Genomic DNA, 17068 nt, shown 5'->3' on the forward strand with positions numbered 1-17068 from the left:
GCCGGCTGACCTTTCCGCGCCAGCCGCAGCCCGCCGGGATCATCTCCTCCCGAAGGGCCCACCGCGTTGTTCAACGCTGCCTCCACTTCGTCGTCTCCCTCCACCTCCCCCTCTGGCTCCCTCTCTGACGAGCTGCCGCTGTCCGGCTACGGCTGGACGCCCGAGCTCGCCGAACTCTTCACCCCGCTCGCCGAGGCCGGGCTGATCCCGGCCCGGATCGTCCGGGTCGACCGCGGCCAGTGCGACGCCGTGCTCGCCGATCTGGAGACGGGCGAGCCGCGCACCGTACGGCTCGACACCCGCCCGGTCGGCGACGTCGACATGATCAACTGCCCGTGCACCGGCGACTGGGCCGCCGTGGACCTCCACGCCCAGCCGATGGCCGCCGTCACCGCACTGCTGCCCCGCTCGACCGCGATCATCCGCAAGGTGGCCGGCAAGCGCTCCGACGGCCAGGTGCTCGCCGCCAACGTCGACACCGTCCTGATCGCCGCCTCGCTCGCCGCCGATCCGGACCTCGGCCGGATAGAGCGCTTCCTCGCCCTGGCCTGGGAGTCCGGCGCCGACCCCCTGGTCGTCCTCACCAAGGCCGACCTGGTGGACGACGCCGAGTTCATCCGCGCCGACGTCGAGGCGGTCGCGCCCGGTGTCACCGTGCTCGTGGTCAGCGCCGGGACGGGCGAGGGCATGGACGTGCTGCGCGCCTGCGCGCCCGGCACCACGGCCGTGATCGGCCAGTCCGGCGTCGGCAAGTCCACGCTCACCAACGCGCTCGCCGGCGTCACGGCGATGGCCGTCCAGGAGGCCCGATCGGTCGACCAGAAGGGCCGCCACACCACGACCACCCGTGAACTGATCCCGCTGCCCGGCGGGGGCGTGCTCATCGACACCCCCGGGCTGCGCGAGGTCGGCCTCTACGGCGGCGAGGGCGTGGACCTGGCCTTCGCCGACATCGCCGGACTGGCCGAGGACTGCCGCTTCCATGACTGCGGCCACCACACCGAGCCCGGCTGCGCGGTGCAGGCGGCGCTCGCCGACGGCACCCTGCCGCAGCGCCGGATGGACAGCTACCTCAAGCTCCAGCGCGAGAACGAGTGGATCGCCTCCCGCTCGGACGCCCGACTGGCCTCGGCCCGGGCGAAGAAGTGGAAGTCGCTCTCCAAGTCGATGCGCGCCGCAGGAGGCCCCGTGAAGCGCTGACCAGGAAAGCCGACCAGGAAAGCCGACCAGGAAATCAGGAGGCCGCGGCCGGCCTCCGCCCGGGCCACCCGGCTCGGCGGAGGCCGGGCGGGCCGGCAGCCGGAAGTGCTTCAGGGCCACTGCGGTGGCGTCGTCCACGGTGAAACCCGGGTCACCGAGGGCGGCGAGCCGCCCTGGCCGGCGGCCAGACCGCGAGCAACGCGCGCGTGCGCCGAGCGCTGCGGCGCGGTCTTCCCCCGGCGTGGACCCGGGGCGGGCTCGCCGGTGCGGGTCTCCGGCGCGGGCCCCAGCGCGGGCCCCCGGCGTGGGCCCTCCGGGCCGGTGCTCGGGATGGGTGGGCGGAGGTGGGGGGAGGGGGGTGGGGGGAGGGGGAGGGCCCCCAACGGCCATGTCCGATTTCCGCCAGTCACCCCCCGCCCCAGTGCCGCAGACTGGACAGCGTGATCGACGACGACATCCGGTACCGAGCCGTGGACAGCCGAGACGCCCGCTTCGACGGCGTCTTCTTCACGGCCGTCACCTCCACCGGCATCTACTGCCGACCGAGCTGCCCCGCCGTGACCCCCAAGCGCGTCAACTGCGTCTTCTACCCCAGCGCCGCGGCCGCCCAGGGGGCCGGTTTCCGCGCCTGCCGCCGCTGCCGCCCCGACTCCGTGCCGGGCTCCCCGGAGTGGAACCACCGCGCCGACCTGGTCGGCCGCGCGATGCGCCTGATCGGCGACGGCGTGGTGGACCGCGAGGGCGTCGCGGGCCTGGCCAGCCGCCTCGGCTACAGCTCCCGCCAGCTCCAGCGCCAGCTCATCGCCGAACTGGGCGCCGGCCCGATCGCGCTGGCCCGCGCCCGCCGCGCCCAGACCGCCCGCCTGCTGCTGCAGACGACCGAACTCCCGGTCACCGACATCGCGTTCGCCGCCGGCTTCGCCTCGGTGCGGCAGTTCAACGACACCGTCCGCGAGGTCTACGACCGCACCCCCAGCGGTCTGCGCGCCGAGGTCGTGGCCGGCCGCCGCGTCGCGACCCCGGCCGGTGGCCTCACCCTGCGCCTGGCCTACCGCGGCGCGCTCGACAGCGACCACCTGATCGACTTCCTCGCCCTGCGCGCCGTCCCCGGCGTGGAGGAGGTCGTCCCCGGTCCGCGCCCCGGCGTCCGCACGTACCGGCGCACCCTGGCGCTCCCGTACGGGCACGGCATCGCCGAAGTCGACGGGCTGGCGCCGGGCGAACCGCGCACCCGCGGCTGGCTCGACTGCCGTCTGCTGCTCGGGGACCTGCGCGACCTCCCGACCGCCGTCCAGCGCCTGCGCGGCCTGTTCGACCTGGACGCCGACCCGGACGCGGTCGACGAGCAGCTCGGCGCCGATCCCCTGCTCGGCCCCCTGGTCCGGGAACGCCCCGGCCTGCGCTCGCCCGGCCACGTGGACCCGCACGAGCTGGCCGTCCGCGCCGTGCTCGGCCAGCAGATCACGGTCGGCGCCGCCCGCACGCTGGCCGGCCGGCTGACCGAGAAGTACGGTACCGAGCTGCCCGAGCCGAGCGGCGGCCTGCGGCTGCTGTTCCCGACGGCGGCGGTGCTGGCCACCGCGGACCCGGAGGACTTCGCGATGCCCGCCGCCCGCCGCCGCGCGCTCACCGGCCTGTGCGCGGCCCTGGCCGAGGGGGCGGTGCGACTCGACGGCGGGGTGGACCGGGAGGAGTCCGCGGCCCGGTTGCTGGCCCTGCCCGGCATCGGTCCCTGGACCGTCGGCTACCTGAGGATGCGGGCCCTCGCCGACCCGGACGTCTTCCTCCCGGGCGATGTGGGCGTCAAGCACGGCCTCGTCCGGCTCGGCGCCCCCGGCGACCCGAAGAACGCCGCCCGCGCGGCCGAGGAGTGGGCCCCGTGGCGCTCCTACGCCGTGCACCGGCTGTGGGCCGGGCCCACGAGCGCCAGCACTGGAACGGAGAAGGCAGAGGCATGAGCACCACCGTCTACACCACCATGGAGAGCCCGTTCGGCCGGCTGCTGCTGTCCGGCGTCCTGCCCGAGGGCGGCGGCGCGGCGGCGCTGGCCGCCGTCACCGCGCCCGGGCAGAAGTACGCTCTGGCCGAGCCCGCCGACGACTGGGTCCTCGACCCGGAGGCGCTCGCCGAGCCGGTCGCCCAGCTGACCGCCTACTTCGCGGGCGAGCGCACCTCCTTCGACCTCCCGCTCGCCCCGGCGGGCACCGAGTTCCGCCGGCGGATCTGGGCCGCCCTGGACGAGATCCCGTACGGCGAGACCGTCACCTACGGCCAACTCGCCGATCTGGCGGGGGAGTCGCCGCGCGCGGTGCGGGCGGTCGGCGGCGCGGTGGGCGCCAATCCGCTGCTCATCGTCCGCCCCTGCCACCGCGTCATGGGCGCCAACGGCTCGCTGACCGGTTTCGCGGCGGGCGTGGACTGCAAGCGCCGGCTGCTGGAGCTGGAGAGCGGCACGCTGTTCTGACACGTCCGCCCGGGCGGCGGCGCGGGGCTCAGCCCGCCGCCCGCAGGTCCACCCGCCAGTTGTGGCTGCGCATGAACCGCCCGGGCGGGAACTCGAAGTCCGTCTCGCCGACGAGGCTGAACCCGGCCTTCGCGCAGACCGCGTTGGAGGCCGGGTTGTCCACCGAGGGGAAGGCGTGCAGGTGGCGGTGGGCGGCCTCTCGGCGGGCGGCCGCGACGGCGGCGCGGGTGGCGGCGACGGCGATGCCCCGCCCCTGGTGGCCGGGCAGGACGTTCCACCCCATCTCGTGGACGGTCTCGTCCTCCCAGGTGCGGGTGCCGTAGCCGACGGTTCCGACGGCCTCGCCCTCGGGGAGCAGCACGATCCGGTACATGCAGCCCAGGCCGGACGGGACGAAGTCCAGGTAGCGCCGGTGCCGGACGAGGAGTTGCTCCTCGGTCTCGGGGCCGCCGACGTGCTTCTTCATCTCCGGGGTGTTGACCCGGCGCAGCAGTGCGAGGTCGGCGTCCGTCCAGGGCTCGATCTGTACCTGTGCTGTGCTCATGCCGGGGACGGTAGCGGTCCGTACGGGTAGGTGACCAGCGGTTTTGCAGGCATCCGGGGGTGCTGGCCGGGGTTCGGCCCCGGCTCGGCCCCGGCTCGGCCCCGGTTTGGGCCCGGCCGGGGTTCAGGCCTGGTCGGGGCCCTGGCCGGTCTCGGCGAGGGCGCGGGCGAGCTGTTCGAGGGCGGGCAGGGCGTGGACGACGGCGTCGCGGTCGGTGGGATCGAGGGTGTCGAGGGCGGTGGCGATGCGGCGCTCGTGGGCGCGCTGCCAGTCGTCGAGCTGGCGCCGGCCGGCCGGGGTGAGGGCGATGCGGGCGGTGCGACGGTCGCCGGGGTCGGCCTGGCGGTCGACGAATCCGGCGTCGAGGAGCTTGCCGATCAGCCCGCTGACGGTGTTGGGGGCGAGCCGCTGCCGGGCGGCGAGTTCGCCGACCCGCAGGGGGGCGGCGGCGAGGGTCTGGAGGAGTTCGACCTGCGCCATGGGCAGGGACTCCCACGGGTAGTCGGTGCGGATGCTGCTGCGCAGGGCGCGGCGCAGGCGGGTGACGGTGTCGGTGAGCCGCCGGGCGTGGTCGACCGCCGTTTCGGGGGTTTCGGTGGCGGGGTCGGGGACGTGTGGTGACGACGGCATGGCGGACAGCGTATCGCCTGGTACGGGCCGGTCCGGCGGGTTGTCCACCGTTGAGCGGGGGCCTCCCGGAACTCTGCGGGGCCTCGTGGAGCGCGGTGGAACTCTGCGGGCTCCCGTCGGAAAGCGAGCAGCTCGTAGAAAGAACATATCTGCGTCCGATATATTTGTGGCATGAACGCCACCGCCCTTGCCGCGCGGCTGCTCACCGAGCGGCCCCGGCCCCGCGGCATAGCCGGCTGGCGTCACGCCCACTGGCTGGCCGTCGGCACCGTCTGCCTCGGGGCCTTCCTCGGCCAGCTCACCGCCAGCGTCACCGCCCTCGTCTTCCCGGCCCTCGGCCGGCACTTCGACGCCGGCTTCGCGGCCGTCGAATGGGTCGCCCTCGCCTACCTCCTGGTGCTGGTCGCCCTGCTCGCCCCGGTCGGCTGGCTCTCCGACCTCGTCGGCCGCAAGACCATGTACCTCGGCGGCTTCGCCGTCTTCGCCCTGGCCTCGCTCGGCGCCGGATACGCCGGAAGCCTCGGCGTGCTGGTCGCCTGCCGGGCCGTCCAGGCCGTCGGTGGCGCGATGATGCAGGCCAACAGCGTCGCCCTGGTGGCGCGCGGCGTCCCCGAGCACGCGATGCGGCGCGCGCTCGGCATCCAGGCGGCGGCCCAGGGGCTCGGTCTGGCGCTGGGCCCCAGCCTCGGCGGGCTGCTGGTGGAGCACGCCTCCTGGCGGTGGGTGTTCTGGATCAACGTGCCGATCGGGGTGCTGGGCATCCTGGCCGGATGGTTCCTGCTGCCCCGTACCCGCACCGGGCCCCCGCCCGCCGCCGGTGCCGCCGCCGGTGCCGGTGCCGGGAAGCAGCTCATCGCCGGTGCCGGGGGCCCGCTCACCGCCGATTCCGGGATCCCGCCCGCAGGAGCCGCCGCGAGCCTGCCCGCTCCCCGCGCCGGGGGCGCCCCCCGCGCGAGTGCCGCCGCGAGCCCTCCCGCCACCGTGCCCGCCACCGCGTCCGGAGCCCGCTTCGACCTGCCCGGCCTGCTGCTGCTCGCCGGCTCCACCACCGCGCTGCTGCTCGCCCTGTCCACCGCCTCCGGACTGCCGCTGCCCGGCTGGGCCGCCGCCGCCCTGCTGCTCGCCGCCGCCGTCCTCGCGCTCGCGCTGGTCCGTCAGGAACGGCGGGCCGCCCGGCCGATCCTGGCGCCCGGCCTGGTCAACACCCCCGGGGTGCGGTCCGGGCTGGTGGTTTCGCTGATCGGCTACCTGCTGCTGTTCTGCCCGCTCGTGCTCGGCCCGGTGCTGCTCACCGGCGCGGGCGTACCGGTGGCCCGGGCCGGCCTGGTGATCACCCTGCTGCCCGCCGCGTTCGCGCTCGCCGCGACCGTCGGCGGCGCGCTGCTGCCGCGCGGCTGGTCGGACGTCGCCCGCTGCCGCGCGGGCGCGGTGCTCGCGGGCGCGGGGCTGCTGCTGTTCGCCCTGCTGCCGGTCTCCGGGGCGGCCGTGGCGGTGCCGCTGCTGCTCGCCGGCTACGGGCTGGGACTGCTGCTGCCCGCCAACAACGCGCTGGTGATGCGGGCGATCCCGGCGCAGTGCTCGGCGGTCGGCGGCGGCATGGTGAACATGGCCCGCAGCCTCGGGACGGCGCTCGGCACCGCGCTGCCCGTCCTCGGAGTCCATCTGGCGGGCCCGGCGTCCGGCGGCCGGACGGTGCTGCTCGCTCTCGCGGCGGTCGCGGTGGCGGCCGTGGCCCTGACCCGGCCGGTCCGCCAGGCCTGAGCCGGGGCCCCTTCCTCTCGGCCGGACAGGGCCTAAGCCTGCGAGCGGACGTTCAGCGCGTCCTGGGCCCGGTTGAGGCCGCGTCGCACCAGCGTGTCCAGCGCGTCCGCGCACCGGTCCAACACCCCTGGCAGGGCGGCCTGTTCGTGGTCCGAGAACTTCTTCAGCACGAAGTCGCCGACGCTCTGCCCCTTCGGCGGGCGCCCGATGCCGAAGCGCAGCCGCACGAAGTCGGGGGTGCCGAGCACCTCGCCCACCGAGCGCACGCCGTTGTGGCCGCCGGGGCCGCCGCCGCGCTTGAGCCGTCCGGTGCCGAACGCGAAGTCCAGGTCGTCCTGCACGACCACCAGGTGTTCGACCGGGACGCCGTAACGCCGCAGCAGGCCGGACACCGGCCGGCCGGACAGGTTGACGAACCACTGCGGCTTGGCCAGCACCACCCGGTGGCCGTCGACCTCGATCTCCGCCACCAGGGCGCCGATCCCGCGCCGACGGAACCGCGCGCCGTGCCGTTCGGCCAGCCGCTCCACGGTCAGGAAGCCGGCGTTGTGCCGGGTCAGCCGGAACCACGGGCCGGGGTTGCCCAGTCCGGCGATCAGCCAGGGTGCGGCGGGGGTCATCGGGAACTCCAGGGGCTTGTCGCGGACGCGGGACGGCCGGGGCACGGTACGCACGGTACGGGACCGTCGACCGCGCCCCGGCCGTCCGAGGGCACGCGCAGTGGGGTGGGTCAGGACTCGGGCACGCCGGGGGCGGCGCCGCGCTCCGTGAGCATGTCGGTCATCAGCTGCACCTCCGAGGTCTGTGCGACCACCATCGACTGGGCGAGCCGCTTCTCGGCGTCGTTCTTCGCCAGGTCCACATAGCCCTGGGCCATTTCGACGCCGCCCTTGTGGTGCTGGATCATCAGCTGCAGGTAGTACACCTCGGCGTCCCGCCCGCTGAGCGAACGCAGCTTCGCCAGTTGGGTGTTGGTGGCCATGCCGGGCATCAGCGAACCGTCGTGGGCCTGGTAGTCGTGGCCCATCTTCATCCACGCCATCGGCTTGGCCGCCGAGTGCTGCGGCAGCCCCCACTGGTCGATCCAGCCCATCATCATCCCGCGCTGGTTGGCCTGGGTGTTGATGATGTCGAAGGCGAGGGTGCGGGTCGCGTCGTCGCCGGTGCGGTCCCGGACGATGAACGACAGGTCCACCGCCTGCTGGTGGTGGGTCGCCATGTCGCGGGCGAACCCGGCCTCGGGCGAGTCGTCCGCCGGGACGGCCACCGAGGCCGACCCGGACGCCGACGTCCCGCTCGCCACCAGGGCGGGCACCCCGAGGGCCAGCGCGAGGGCGGCGGCCAGCGCGGCCGGCCACCACAGCCGCCGACGGGCCGGGCGCGGCGCCCCGGCCTCGTCCGCGAACTCCTCGGCGGCGCGCTCGGAGCCGTCCTCGGGCGGCGCCGCGTCGGCGGTCACATCTGCCCCATGGTGCAGGAGGCGCCCGGCTCCTGGGTCTGCTTGCCCTGGACGTACTTGGTGAAGAACTGGTTCACCCGCGGGTCGCTGGCGCTCTCCACGATCAGCTGGGTGCTCCAGGCGTTCAGGGTGATGGTGCCCTTCTCGTCCGGGTACGGGCTCATCAGCGAGTACGGGGTGGTCTTGACCTTGTCGGACAGGGTCTTGATGTCGTCCGGCGTCGCCTTGCCGTTGTACGTCACCCAGACCGCGCCGTGCTCCAGCGAGTGGACGGCGCGCTCGTTCTCGACCGGCTGGTCGTAGACGTGGCCCATGCAGTCCAGCCAGATCGCGTTGTGGTCGCCGCCGACCGGCGGGGTCATCGGGTAGCTGACCTTGTCCTTGACGTGGGTGCGGCTCAGCTCGCCGAAGGTCTGCACGCCCGGGATGTCCGCGTTGGCGGCGGCCTGCTCCTTCTTCTTGCTCTGGTTGGCGTCCATGACGATCCAGGTGCCGGTGGCGATCGCGCCGATCACCAGCACACCGGCCGCGACCGAGGCGATGACCTTGTTGCGGCGGTCGCGGCGCTGCTCGCCGGCGCGCAGCTCGGCTATCCGGGCGCGGCGGTCGGTCGGGCCGGGCTTGCCGGACTGCTTGCCGGACTGCTTCGAGGCGGAACCCATGGTGGTTGTCCTTGTCCCCGCCGCGCACTGCTGGAGGCGCGGCGGTCAGCTGAAAGAAGGGGAGGGGCGGATCCGCCGGCGGATGCCGGGCGGTGGGTTCCGCTCAGGACCGGTGTACTTGCAGCTCGTGTAGATCGGGTGCCGGATGCGGACCGTCCAGCAGCCCGGCGGGCACCACCCTGGGCAGCGCCTCGGCTGCCGGAGCGAGCGGTGACGCGGCCGGCTGCGGATGCGGCGGCGGGTTCGGCAGCTGGGCGTCCTGCGCGCAGTACGGGTGGCTGGAGCAGCCGTTGTCACGGCGCGGCTGCCCGCCGTCGGCGGTGCACCACGTCCAGTGCCGCTGCTCCCCGGCGCGCTGGCGCTGGTCGGAGGCCTTGGCGGCGGGGCCGGCGTGCGGGGCGTGACTGGCGACCGTCGTGACGGTGACGGCGGTGACGGCGGTGACGGCGGCGGTGACGGTGGTCGGCGTCGGAGCGGCGTGCGCGCCGACCGCCTTCGACTGACCGGCGCACGGCAGCGTCGTGAGTAGCGCGACCAGCAGCAGGACCCACAGCACACCCACCGGGCGGCCCGCCGGTGCGGCCCTCCCCGGTCGAGGTGAGCTGGGGGCCGACGCGGTCATGCGCACATTTAATCAGCCGAACGAGTGAAGCGATGCCCCTCCTCCACCCCCATTTTCGGCCGCTCGCGGACCCGAACACCCCGGAAACGCCCTGCTCCGGGCACATCCGGCAAGCACGGACGGAACGGGACCGAACGCGGGGGTGAACCCGGGGGTGGACGCGGGGCCGGACGCGGGGCCGGATTCCCCGGTGAAACCCGAGGTGGGCGCGGTGGCCGGGAACGGCCCGGCGCTGACCGGTTGTCGCCGAAACCCGGACAGCGTCGTTGCACTTGGAGACAATGACGTCGAGTCCGGCCCCGCCGGGGGCGGCGCGACCACGGACCGACCAGGAGCCGCCAGATGAGCAAGCAGGGTGCCCCCGCACAGTCGCACCGGCCGGACGACGGCTGGTGGGACACGGTCTACGACGGCCCGGCGGGCACCCTCCCCGACACCCCGCACGCGGACCCCGGCGACGGCAGCGTCGACGACTGGTTCGACACGGCGGTCGGCCTCATCGGCCAGCAGCGCACGGCCGAACCGGAGTCGGTGCTGGACACGGGGCCGGTGCTGGACGCGGTGCCGGAGCCGGAGTCGGCAGCGGTGCCGGCAGCGGCCGAGGTGCTGGAACGGGACAGCATCGACGACTGGTTCGACACCGCGATCGGCGTCATCGGACCCCAGCGGGCGGACGAGGAGCGGGTCCTCGCCCCTGACGTCCAGGAAAGCGAAGCCGACACCCTCCCCACACCGGTCTCCCTGGACAAGCCCACCTCCGAGCCCGCGCCGCAACCTGAGCCGGAACCTGAGCCGGAACCCGAGCCGGAACCCGAGGCCGAACCGGAGGCCGCCGCTGAGGAGCCCGAGCCCGAAGCCGAGGCGGCCGAGGAACCCGACGCCACCCCCACCGTCCCCGACCCGCGCCCGGCCGTCCGCTCGCCGCTCGCCGACGGCGCCCCCACCGTGCCGCACATCGGCGAGCGCCCGCCGACCTACGGACCGGAGCCGACCGCCGTCCCGGAGGCGGACCCGGGCGTCCTCGGGGCACTCGTGCCGGACACCGTCCTGGAGGGCGCCCAGTACGGGCCGTCCGTCCTGCGCGCCGTCTCCGTCCGCGGCGACTCCGCCCGCTACCGGGGCGAGTCGCGGCGCGATGCGCTGCTGATCACCAGGTTCGGGGACGGCCCGGACGGGCTGCTGCTCGCCGTGCTCGCCGGCATCGACCGGACCGGCACCGCCGCGGACGAGGCGCTCGCCCCGGAGGCCGTCGCCACCAGCACCCGCGAGGCCTGCCGCCATCTGGCCGCCGCGGTCGGCCGCAGCCGCGAGGGCCTGGCCGCCGACCTGCGCGACGGTGCCCGGGACCGGCTGCGCTACGGCCTCCAGCGGCTCGCCACCGGCGCCGTCGCCCCGCTGCGCGCGCTCGTGCCCGGGAACGAGGAGGACGGCACGCCCTCCCCGGCCTCGCTGCACTGCCTGCTGCTGTCGCTCGACCCGGCGGTCGGCCACCGGGCGGCCTTCGGGGTCGGCCCGGGCGGGCTCTACCTGCTGCGCTCCGGCCACTGGATCGACGCCTACGCGGCCCGCCTGCTGCACCACCCGGACGGCCGGCAGCCGCCGGAGGAGCCGAGGCCGTTCCGCTTCCGGCTGGTCCCCGCCACTCCGGGCGACGTGCTGCTGCTCTGCACCCCCGGCCTGGCCAGCCCGATCGCCGACGAGCCGGCCGTCGCCCACTTCCTGTCCACCCACTGGGCCCACCCGCATCCGCCCGGCACCGTCGACTTCCTCCGCCAGGTCCAGGTCCGCGCCAAGGGATACGCCGACGACCGTACGGCGGCCGCCGTCTGGACCGAATGACGACCGCATGACGACCGCGGGACGGCTGGAGCACCGCCGGCCCGCCGGTGCCGCGCCGCGGACGGTGACCGCGGCCCGGAGGGCGGGCAGCGCGCGGACGACCTGCACCGCGGCGTGCCAGGGCGGGCAGGCGCCCGGGATCGGTTGCCGCCGATGACGGCGATCGGCAGGACGAGGGTGAGGGCGGCATGACCGACGACGACACCGACCGCCGCGTCCGCGCCGTCCTCACCTACCTGAGCAAGCCCTAGCTTGATCCGGGCCCCTCCCGTGGCGAAATATGTAGACCGACCGACATATTTTTCCCTGGTCACGACCGCGCCGACCGCGCCGACGGGAGTGGATCGCGCAGGAAGTCGACCGGGCCGACTTCCTGTGCACTGCGCGCACCCACGCGCCCCACGTCCCACGCCACGCACCCCACACGCCACGCATCACGCGCGCGCATCGCGCCGTCGCGTCACCGAGGAAAATCTATAGACCGGTCGGTATATTTTCTCCCTCGCCGCCGCAGCCCCTGGTCAGGTGCGCAGGAGGATCGCGGTGACGGCGGTGGCCTGGGTGAGGGCGGCGGGGCGGTGGGCTCCGGGGAGGCCGATGGCGAGGGGGACGGCCAGGCCGTCGAGGAGGGCGCGGATCTGGGTGGCCCGGTCGGCGGCGGGCCCGGGGGTGAAGTGGCCGGTGGCGGTGCCCTCCTCGATGAGGGCGACCAGGTCGGCCTGCCAGGGCGCCTCGATCTCCTGTTGCCCCTGGCGGATCTCGGCGCTGGCGGGGGAGCGCCCCCACACCTCGACCCACAGGATCCAGCGCGGATCGCCCGCCCCGTCGGGCAGGTAGAGGCGCAGGTAGGCGTCGAGCCGCTGCCAGGGGTCGCGCGAGCGGTCGGCGAGGGCGTCGCGGCGCCGGGCCCCGAGCTGGTCCTCGCTCCAGCGGAGGGTTTCCAGCAGCAGCTGGTCCTTGCTGCCGAAGTAGTAGAGCAGGTGTCCGGCGCTCATCTGGAGCTGTTTGCCGAGCCCGGCCATGGTGAGTTTGGCGAGCCCGTGTTCGGCGATCGCGGCCCGGGCGGTGGCGAAGACCTCCTCGCGGGGGCGTGCCGGCCGGCGCGGGCGGGGGTCGGCCATGTGCGGTGCGCTCCCTCGGTGGTGCGGAGGTCGGAAGGCTGCCGGGGCGGGGGAGGTGCCCCCGCCCCGGCAGCCGGGTGGCCCAGGTGCCCAAGGTGGCCCAGGTGCCTCAAGTGGCCTGGGATCAGGCGGACTTCGGCTGCTGCTGCGTGATGCAGTGGATGCCGCCGCCGTTGGCGAAGATCTCGCGGGCGTCGACGAGTTCGACGGTGCGGCCCGGGTAGGCGCGGCCGAGGACGGCGGCGGCCTCCTGGTCGCGCGGGTCGTCGAAGGCGCACAGGATCACGGCGCCGTTGGCCACGTAGTGGTTGATGTAGGAGTAGTCGACCGGTTCGCCGTCCTCGTCCAGCAGGACGGTGGGGGCGGCCAGTTCGATGACCTCCAGCGCCCGGCCCCGGGCGTCGGTGGCGGCGCGCAGGATGGCGACGAGCTCCTGGCAGACCGCGTGGTCCGGGTGGGCGGGGTCCGGCTGGACGTGGGCGACGACGACGCCGGGGCGCACGAAGGAGGCGACGATGTCGATGTGCCCGCGGGTGCCGAACTCGTCGTAGTCGCGGGTGAGTCCGCGCGGCAGCCAGATCGCCTTGGTGGTGCCGAGGAAGGCGTGCAGCTCGGCCTCGACCTCCTCCTTGGTCCAGTCCGCGTTGCGGCCCTCGCCGAGCTGGACGGTCTCGGTGACCAGGACGGTGCCCTCGCCGTCGACGTGGATGCCGCCGCCCTCGTTGATCAGCCGGGAGGCGAAGCGCTGGACGCCCGTCAGTTCGCTGATGTGCTCGGCGATGTGCTGGTCGTGGTCCCAGCGGGCCCAGGACTGGGCGCCCCAGCCGTTGAAGATCCAGTCGGTGGCGGCCAGCGAGCCCTTGCCGTCGATCAGGAAGGACGGGCCGATGTCGCGCATCCAGGCGTCGTCGAGCGGGCGCTCGACGATCTCGACCTGCTCGGAGACGTACCGGCGGGCGTCCGCGGTCTCGCCGGTGTTGACGACCAGGGTGACCGGCTCGTACCGGACGATGGTGTTGGCGACGGCGGCCCAGGCCTCGCGGCCCGCGTGCAGGTTCTCGGGGGTGTCGAAGGTGGGGTTGGCGGTGGGGAAGGCCATCCAGGTGCGGTCGTGCGGGTGCCACTCGGCGGGCATCCGGTAGCCGAGGGAGGCGGGCGTGGGGGTGGTCATCCGGGAGTCCTAGGGGGAGGCGTTCGGCGGAAGTGTCAGAGGAAGTAGAGGCGGCTGAGCGAGACGCTGTCCGCGGGTTCGGAGCGCAGCGGTTCGCCGTCCAGCGAGACCAGGCCGGTCTGGGTGACGTCGACGCGGCCGACCCGGGCGTTGCGGACCATGTCGCGCGGGCCGATGCCACGGGTGTTGCGGACGCCGACGCGGCGGCGGCGGGTGGGCAGCCCGTCGGCGGGGCGGTCGAGGTAGGCGCCGTCGGCGGCGGCCTGGGCGACGAAGGCGACCGAGATGTCGGCGGCGGTGGCGCCGTGGGCGCCGAACTGCGGTCCGAGGACGAGGGGTTCGCAGGTGTCGGTGGAGGCGTTGGGGTCGCCGACCACGCCGTAGGCGGGGAAGCCGGCCTTCAGGACCAGCTGCGGCTTGGCACCGAAGTGGTCGGGGCGCCACAGCACGATGTCGGCGAGTTTGCCGACCTCGATGGAGCCGACCTCGTGGGAGAGGCCGTGGGCGATGGCGGGGTTGATGGTGAGCTTGGCGATGTAGCGCAGGACGCGCTCGTTGTCGTCGCCGCTCTCGGTGGTGCCGTAGCCACCGTCCAGGGGGCCGAGTTCGGCCTTCATCTTGCCGGCCATGGCGAAGGTGCGGCGGACGGTCTCGCCGGCGCGGCCCATGCCCTGGGCGTCGGAGGAGGTGATGCCGATGACGCCGAGGTCGTGCAGGACGTCCTCGGCGCCCATGGTGCCGGCGCGGATGCGGTCGCGGGCCATGGCGGCGTCGCCGGGCAGGTCGGTCTTGAGGTCGTGGGCGGAGACGATCATGTCGAAGTGCTCGCCGAGCGCGTCGCGGCCGAACGGCAGGGTGGGGTTGGTGGAGGAACCGATGACGTTGGGCACGCCCGCCATCTTCAGCACGTTGGGGACGTGTCCGCCGCCGCAGCCCTCGATGTGGAAGGCGTGGATCGTCCGCCCCTCCAGCACCTTGAGCGTGTCCTCCACCGACAGGCACTCGTTCAGGCCGTCGGTGTGCAGGGCGACCTGGACGTCGTACTCCTCGGCGACGCGCAGCGCGGTGTCCAGGGCGCGGGTGTGGGCGCCCATGTCCTCGTGGACCTTGAAGCCGGAGGCACCGCCCTCGGCCAGGGCCTCGACGAGCGGGGCCGCGTCGGAGGACGAACCGCGGCCCAGGAAGCCGATGTTGACGGGCCAGGCGTCGAAGGCGTTGAAGGCGTGGCGCAGGGCCCAGGGGGAGTTGACGCCGACGCCCCAGACCGGGCCGAACTCCTGGCCGATGATCGTGGTGACGCCGGAGGCGAGGGAGGCCTCCATGATCCGCGGCGAGAGCAGGTGGACGTGGGTGTCGATGGAGCCGGCGGTGGCGATCATGCCCTCGCCGGAGACGATGGTGGTGCCGGTGCCGACGACGACGTCCACGCCGTCGAGGGTGTCGGGGTTGCCGGCGCGGCCGATCGAGGCGATCCGGCCGCCGATCAGGCCGATCGAGGTCTTGCGGATGCCCTGGATGGCGTCGATCACCAGGACGTTGCTGATCACCACGTCGCAGGTGTCGCGGACGGCGGCGGCCTTGAGGTGCAGTCCGTCGCGGGCGGTCTTGCCGAAGCCGGCCAGGAACTCCTCGCCGGGGGCCTGGGAGTCGGACTCGACGCGGACGATCAGGCCGGAGTCGCCGAGCCGGATCCGGTCGCCGGCCCGGGGGCCGTGCACCGAGATGTAGTCGTGGGGGGTGATGGACGTCATGACGGCACCTCCGCGTCGTCGAAGGTGGTCAGGTAGCCGGTCGCGCGGGCCTTGGCCAGGGCGGCCTCCTTCGCGCCGGGCGCGTCCAGCGGGCCGTCGACCAGGCCGGCGAAGCCGATCGCGACGCGCTCGCCGCCGATCGGCACCAGGCCGACCTGGACGGTGGCGCCCGGGTCGAAGCGCACCGAGGAGCCGGCCGGGACGGCCAGGTGGGTGCCGTAGGCGGCGGCGCGGTCGAAGGCGAGGCGCGGGTTGGCCTCGAAGAAGTGGAAGTGCGAGGTGACCGAGATCGGCACCTGGGAGGTGTTGTGGACGGGCAGCAGCACCGTCTCCTCGACCGGGTCGTAGCCGGCGCCGTCGCCGATCAGCGCGCCGCCGGGGGCCTCGTCGCCGAGCGAGCCGGCGCCCCGGAACGGGTCGTTGACGACGGCCAGGCGGGTGCCGTCGTCGAAGACGGCCTCGACCTGGACGACGGTGACGACGTCCGGCACGCCGGGCAGCACGTCGGCGGCGGTGAGCACGCTGCGGCCGGCCTCGATGGCCTCGGCCAGGCGCCGGCCGTCGCGGGCGGCCTCGCAGACGGTGTCCGCGATCAGGGCGGTGGCCTCGGGGATGTTGAGGCGTACGCCCCGGGCGCGGCGGGCGCGGGCCAGTTCGGCTGCTGTGAAGATCAGCAGCCGGTCCCGCTCGGTGGGGGTCAGTCGCACGGTTCCTCGCTCGCGGTCGCCGGGGAGGGGGTCGGCTTTCGGGGGCGATGTTAGAACGTCGTTCAAACATCTCGGGCCATTGAACCCGGACCGGGCCGCCGTGTCCAGCGTTGCCGGTCCGCAGGGGTTCGGCCCGCCGGGCGCGCGGCTGGGGTGAAGCCCCGGAGCGGCGGGGGCGGAGCCCTGGAGGGGGCGGGGGCGAGGGCCCCGTCACGGTGGTGGCGGAGCCCTGGAGGGGAGGGCGCGCGGCCGGGGTGCGCCGGGCGCGCGGAGCAGGACGGGGCCCGGCGCGCGGCGGGGTGCGACGGGGAGTGGGAGGGCGGCGCGGGCCGGCGCCCGGGCGCCGGGTGTGCGCGGGATCGGGCGGGGGCGGGCTCGAAAACAGGCTCTGCGCTTCGCAAACCTGTCCGGCGCGGGCAGTTGGATCACGTGAACCTCCCCGTGCCCCTTTCACCCCACGTGATCGGACGCACACTGTTGCAAACGCCGTCAACTGGGCATGAGGATGGGTGGTCAGAACGTGGGGGCCACCCGGCCGGCGGGGGATCCGGAGGCGGGGGCTCGGATTCGAGGGCGGGGGCATGTGTTGATGGACGGTCAGTCGCGATTCCCGCGGCAGCGGACGAGTTCGGGTGACGCCTACCGGTCCGGGCCCGCCCCGGGCGCGGCCGGCGGCACCGGGACGACCCTGCCGGGCACCTCGGCCCCCGGCTGCGCCCTGCACCGCCGGCTGCACCTGACGCTCGACCCGGCCGACCTGGTCGCGGTCGGCTCGGTCCGCCGGCGGCTGCGGACGGCGCTCAGCCACTGGGGGGTGCCGGAGCTGTCGGACACCGCCGAACTGCTCTCCTCCGAGCTGGTGACCAACGCACTGCTGCACACCGGCAAGGGCGCGGTGTTCGACGCGGTGCTCGGATCGGACCACCGGCTGCGGATCGAGGTGCAGGACGGCACGACCCGGCTGCCCGGCCGGCGCCGCGATCCGGACGCCGAGTACGCGACCTCGGGGCGCGGCCTGCTGCTGGTGGAGTCGCTCGCGGACGCGTGGGGCGTGCAGCTGCGGGGCGACGGCAAGGTCACCTGGTTCGAGCTCGCCCTGCCCTGAGCCCGGCCGCTCGCGGGGCACGGGTACGGGGC

At 74.6% G+C, this 17068-nt stretch carries 16 protein-coding genes; 6 read left to right on the top strand and 10 right to left on the bottom strand.

Going from position 1 to position 17068, the window contains the following annotated elements:
• Window positions 1–66 precede the first annotated feature (66 nt).
• The 3 genes from rsgA (at window position 67) to ACIO9K_RS28910 (ending at window position 3664) form a co-directional block, all read left to right on the top strand.
• Window positions 67–1200, top strand: coding sequence for a ribosome small subunit-dependent GTPase A (gene rsgA, locus ACIO9K_RS28900; RefSeq protein WP_400334415.1), 1134 nt, complete (start codon window positions 67–69; stop codon window positions 1198–1200).
• A 440-nt stretch (window positions 1201–1640) separates the two neighbouring features.
• Window positions 1641–3158, top strand: coding sequence for an AlkA N-terminal domain-containing protein (locus ACIO9K_RS28905; RefSeq protein ID WP_363619005.1), 1518 nt, complete (start codon window positions 1641–1643; stop codon window positions 3156–3158).
• Entirely contained in the window at window positions 3155–3664 is a 510-nt protein-coding gene (locus ACIO9K_RS28910; RefSeq protein ID WP_363619006.1) for a methylated-DNA--[protein]-cysteine S-methyltransferase, read from the top strand. Before ACIO9K_RS28905 ends, ACIO9K_RS28910 begins: the two co-directional genes overlap by 4 nt.
• A gap of 28 nt (window positions 3665–3692) precedes the next feature.
• Here the strand turns inward: ACIO9K_RS28910 and ACIO9K_RS28915 are convergent, their stop codons facing one another.
• Together ACIO9K_RS28915 and ACIO9K_RS28920 are read right to left on the bottom strand one after the other, a co-directional pair.
• On the bottom strand, window positions 3693–4208 hold the full coding sequence (locus ACIO9K_RS28915) for a GNAT family N-acetyltransferase (protein WP_363619007.1): 516 nt from the start codon (window positions 4206–4208) through the stop codon (window positions 3693–3695).
• A 123-nt stretch (window positions 4209–4331) separates the two neighbouring features.
• Complete coding sequence (locus tag ACIO9K_RS28920) at window positions 4332–4838, bottom strand: MarR family transcriptional regulator (RefSeq protein WP_363584097.1); 507 nt, start codon at window positions 4836–4838, stop codon at window positions 4332–4334.
• 171 nt (window positions 4839–5009) lie between these two features.
• Here ACIO9K_RS28920 and ACIO9K_RS28925 point away from each other — a divergent pair, with 171 nt between their 5' ends.
• Window positions 5010–6599 (top strand): MFS transporter, encoded by a 1590-nt coding sequence (locus ACIO9K_RS28925; RefSeq protein WP_400334418.1) that lies wholly within the window; start codon window positions 5010–5012, stop codon window positions 6597–6599.
• 32 nt (window positions 6600–6631) lie between these two features.
• Here the strand turns inward: ACIO9K_RS28925 and pth are convergent, their stop codons facing one another.
• From pth to ACIO9K_RS28945, 4 genes are all read right to left on the bottom strand, one after another.
• Window positions 6632–7219 carry an aminoacyl-tRNA hydrolase gene (gene pth, locus ACIO9K_RS28930; RefSeq protein ID WP_363619083.1) on the bottom strand — a complete coding sequence of 196 codons (588 nt, stop codon included), beginning with the start codon at window positions 7217–7219 and terminating at the stop codon, window positions 6632–6634.
• Between the two features lie 110 nt (window positions 7220–7329).
• A complete protein-coding gene (locus tag ACIO9K_RS28935) occupies window positions 7330–7962 on the bottom strand; it encodes a DUF305 domain-containing protein (protein WP_400334491.1) in 633 nt (210 codons plus the stop codon).
• A gap of 92 nt (window positions 7963–8054) precedes the next feature.
• Window positions 8055–8720: a DUF3105 domain-containing protein gene (locus tag ACIO9K_RS28940; protein WP_350881589.1), complete on the bottom strand. Its 666-nt coding sequence runs from the start codon at window positions 8718–8720 to the stop codon at window positions 8055–8057.
• A 103-nt stretch (window positions 8721–8823) separates the two neighbouring features.
• Window positions 8824–9342, bottom strand: coding sequence for a hypothetical protein (locus ACIO9K_RS28945; protein ID WP_400334420.1), 519 nt, complete (start codon window positions 9340–9342; stop codon window positions 8824–8826).
• Between the two features lie 342 nt (window positions 9343–9684).
• Between ACIO9K_RS28945 and ACIO9K_RS28950 the strand changes: the two genes are divergently transcribed.
• A complete protein-coding gene (locus ACIO9K_RS28950; RefSeq protein WP_363619010.1) occupies window positions 9685–11181 on the top strand; it encodes a hypothetical protein in 1497 nt (498 codons plus the stop codon).
• Between the two features lie 521 nt (window positions 11182–11702).
• On the opposite strand, the gene ACIO9K_RS28955 is transcribed toward ACIO9K_RS28950, so the two are convergent.
• From ACIO9K_RS28955 to ACIO9K_RS28970, 4 genes are all read right to left on the bottom strand, one after another.
• Window positions 11703–12302 carry a TetR/AcrR family transcriptional regulator gene (locus ACIO9K_RS28955; protein ID WP_400334422.1) on the bottom strand — a complete coding sequence of 200 codons (600 nt, stop codon included), beginning with the start codon at window positions 12300–12302 and terminating at the stop codon, window positions 11703–11705.
• A gap of 124 nt (window positions 12303–12426) precedes the next feature.
• Window positions 12427–13473 (bottom strand): agmatine/peptidylarginine deiminase, encoded by a 1047-nt coding sequence (locus ACIO9K_RS28960; RefSeq protein ID WP_400334424.1) that lies wholly within the window; start codon window positions 13471–13473, stop codon window positions 12427–12429.
• A gap of 35 nt (window positions 13474–13508) precedes the next feature.
• Complete coding sequence (locus ACIO9K_RS28965; protein ID WP_363584086.1) at window positions 13509–15224, bottom strand: urease subunit alpha; 1716 nt, start codon at window positions 15222–15224, stop codon at window positions 13509–13511.
• Window positions 15221–15931: an urease subunit gamma gene (locus ACIO9K_RS28970; RefSeq protein ID WP_363584084.1), complete on the bottom strand. Its 711-nt coding sequence runs from the start codon at window positions 15929–15931 to the stop codon at window positions 15221–15223. Before ACIO9K_RS28970 ends, ACIO9K_RS28965 begins: the two co-directional genes overlap by 4 nt.
• A gap of 589 nt (window positions 15932–16520) precedes the next feature.
• Here ACIO9K_RS28970 and ACIO9K_RS28975 point away from each other — a divergent pair.
• The gene (locus ACIO9K_RS28975; RefSeq protein WP_107452835.1) at window positions 16521–17036 is read left to right on the top strand and encodes an ATP-binding protein; all 516 of its coding nucleotides are present in this window, start codon (window positions 16521–16523) and stop codon (window positions 17034–17036) included.
• Window positions 17037–17068: the final 32 nt, after the last annotated feature.

Source organism: Kitasatospora sp. NPDC087271, assembly GCF_044744605.1.
GTDB lineage: Bacteria > Actinomycetota > Actinomycetes > Streptomycetales > Streptomycetaceae > Kitasatospora.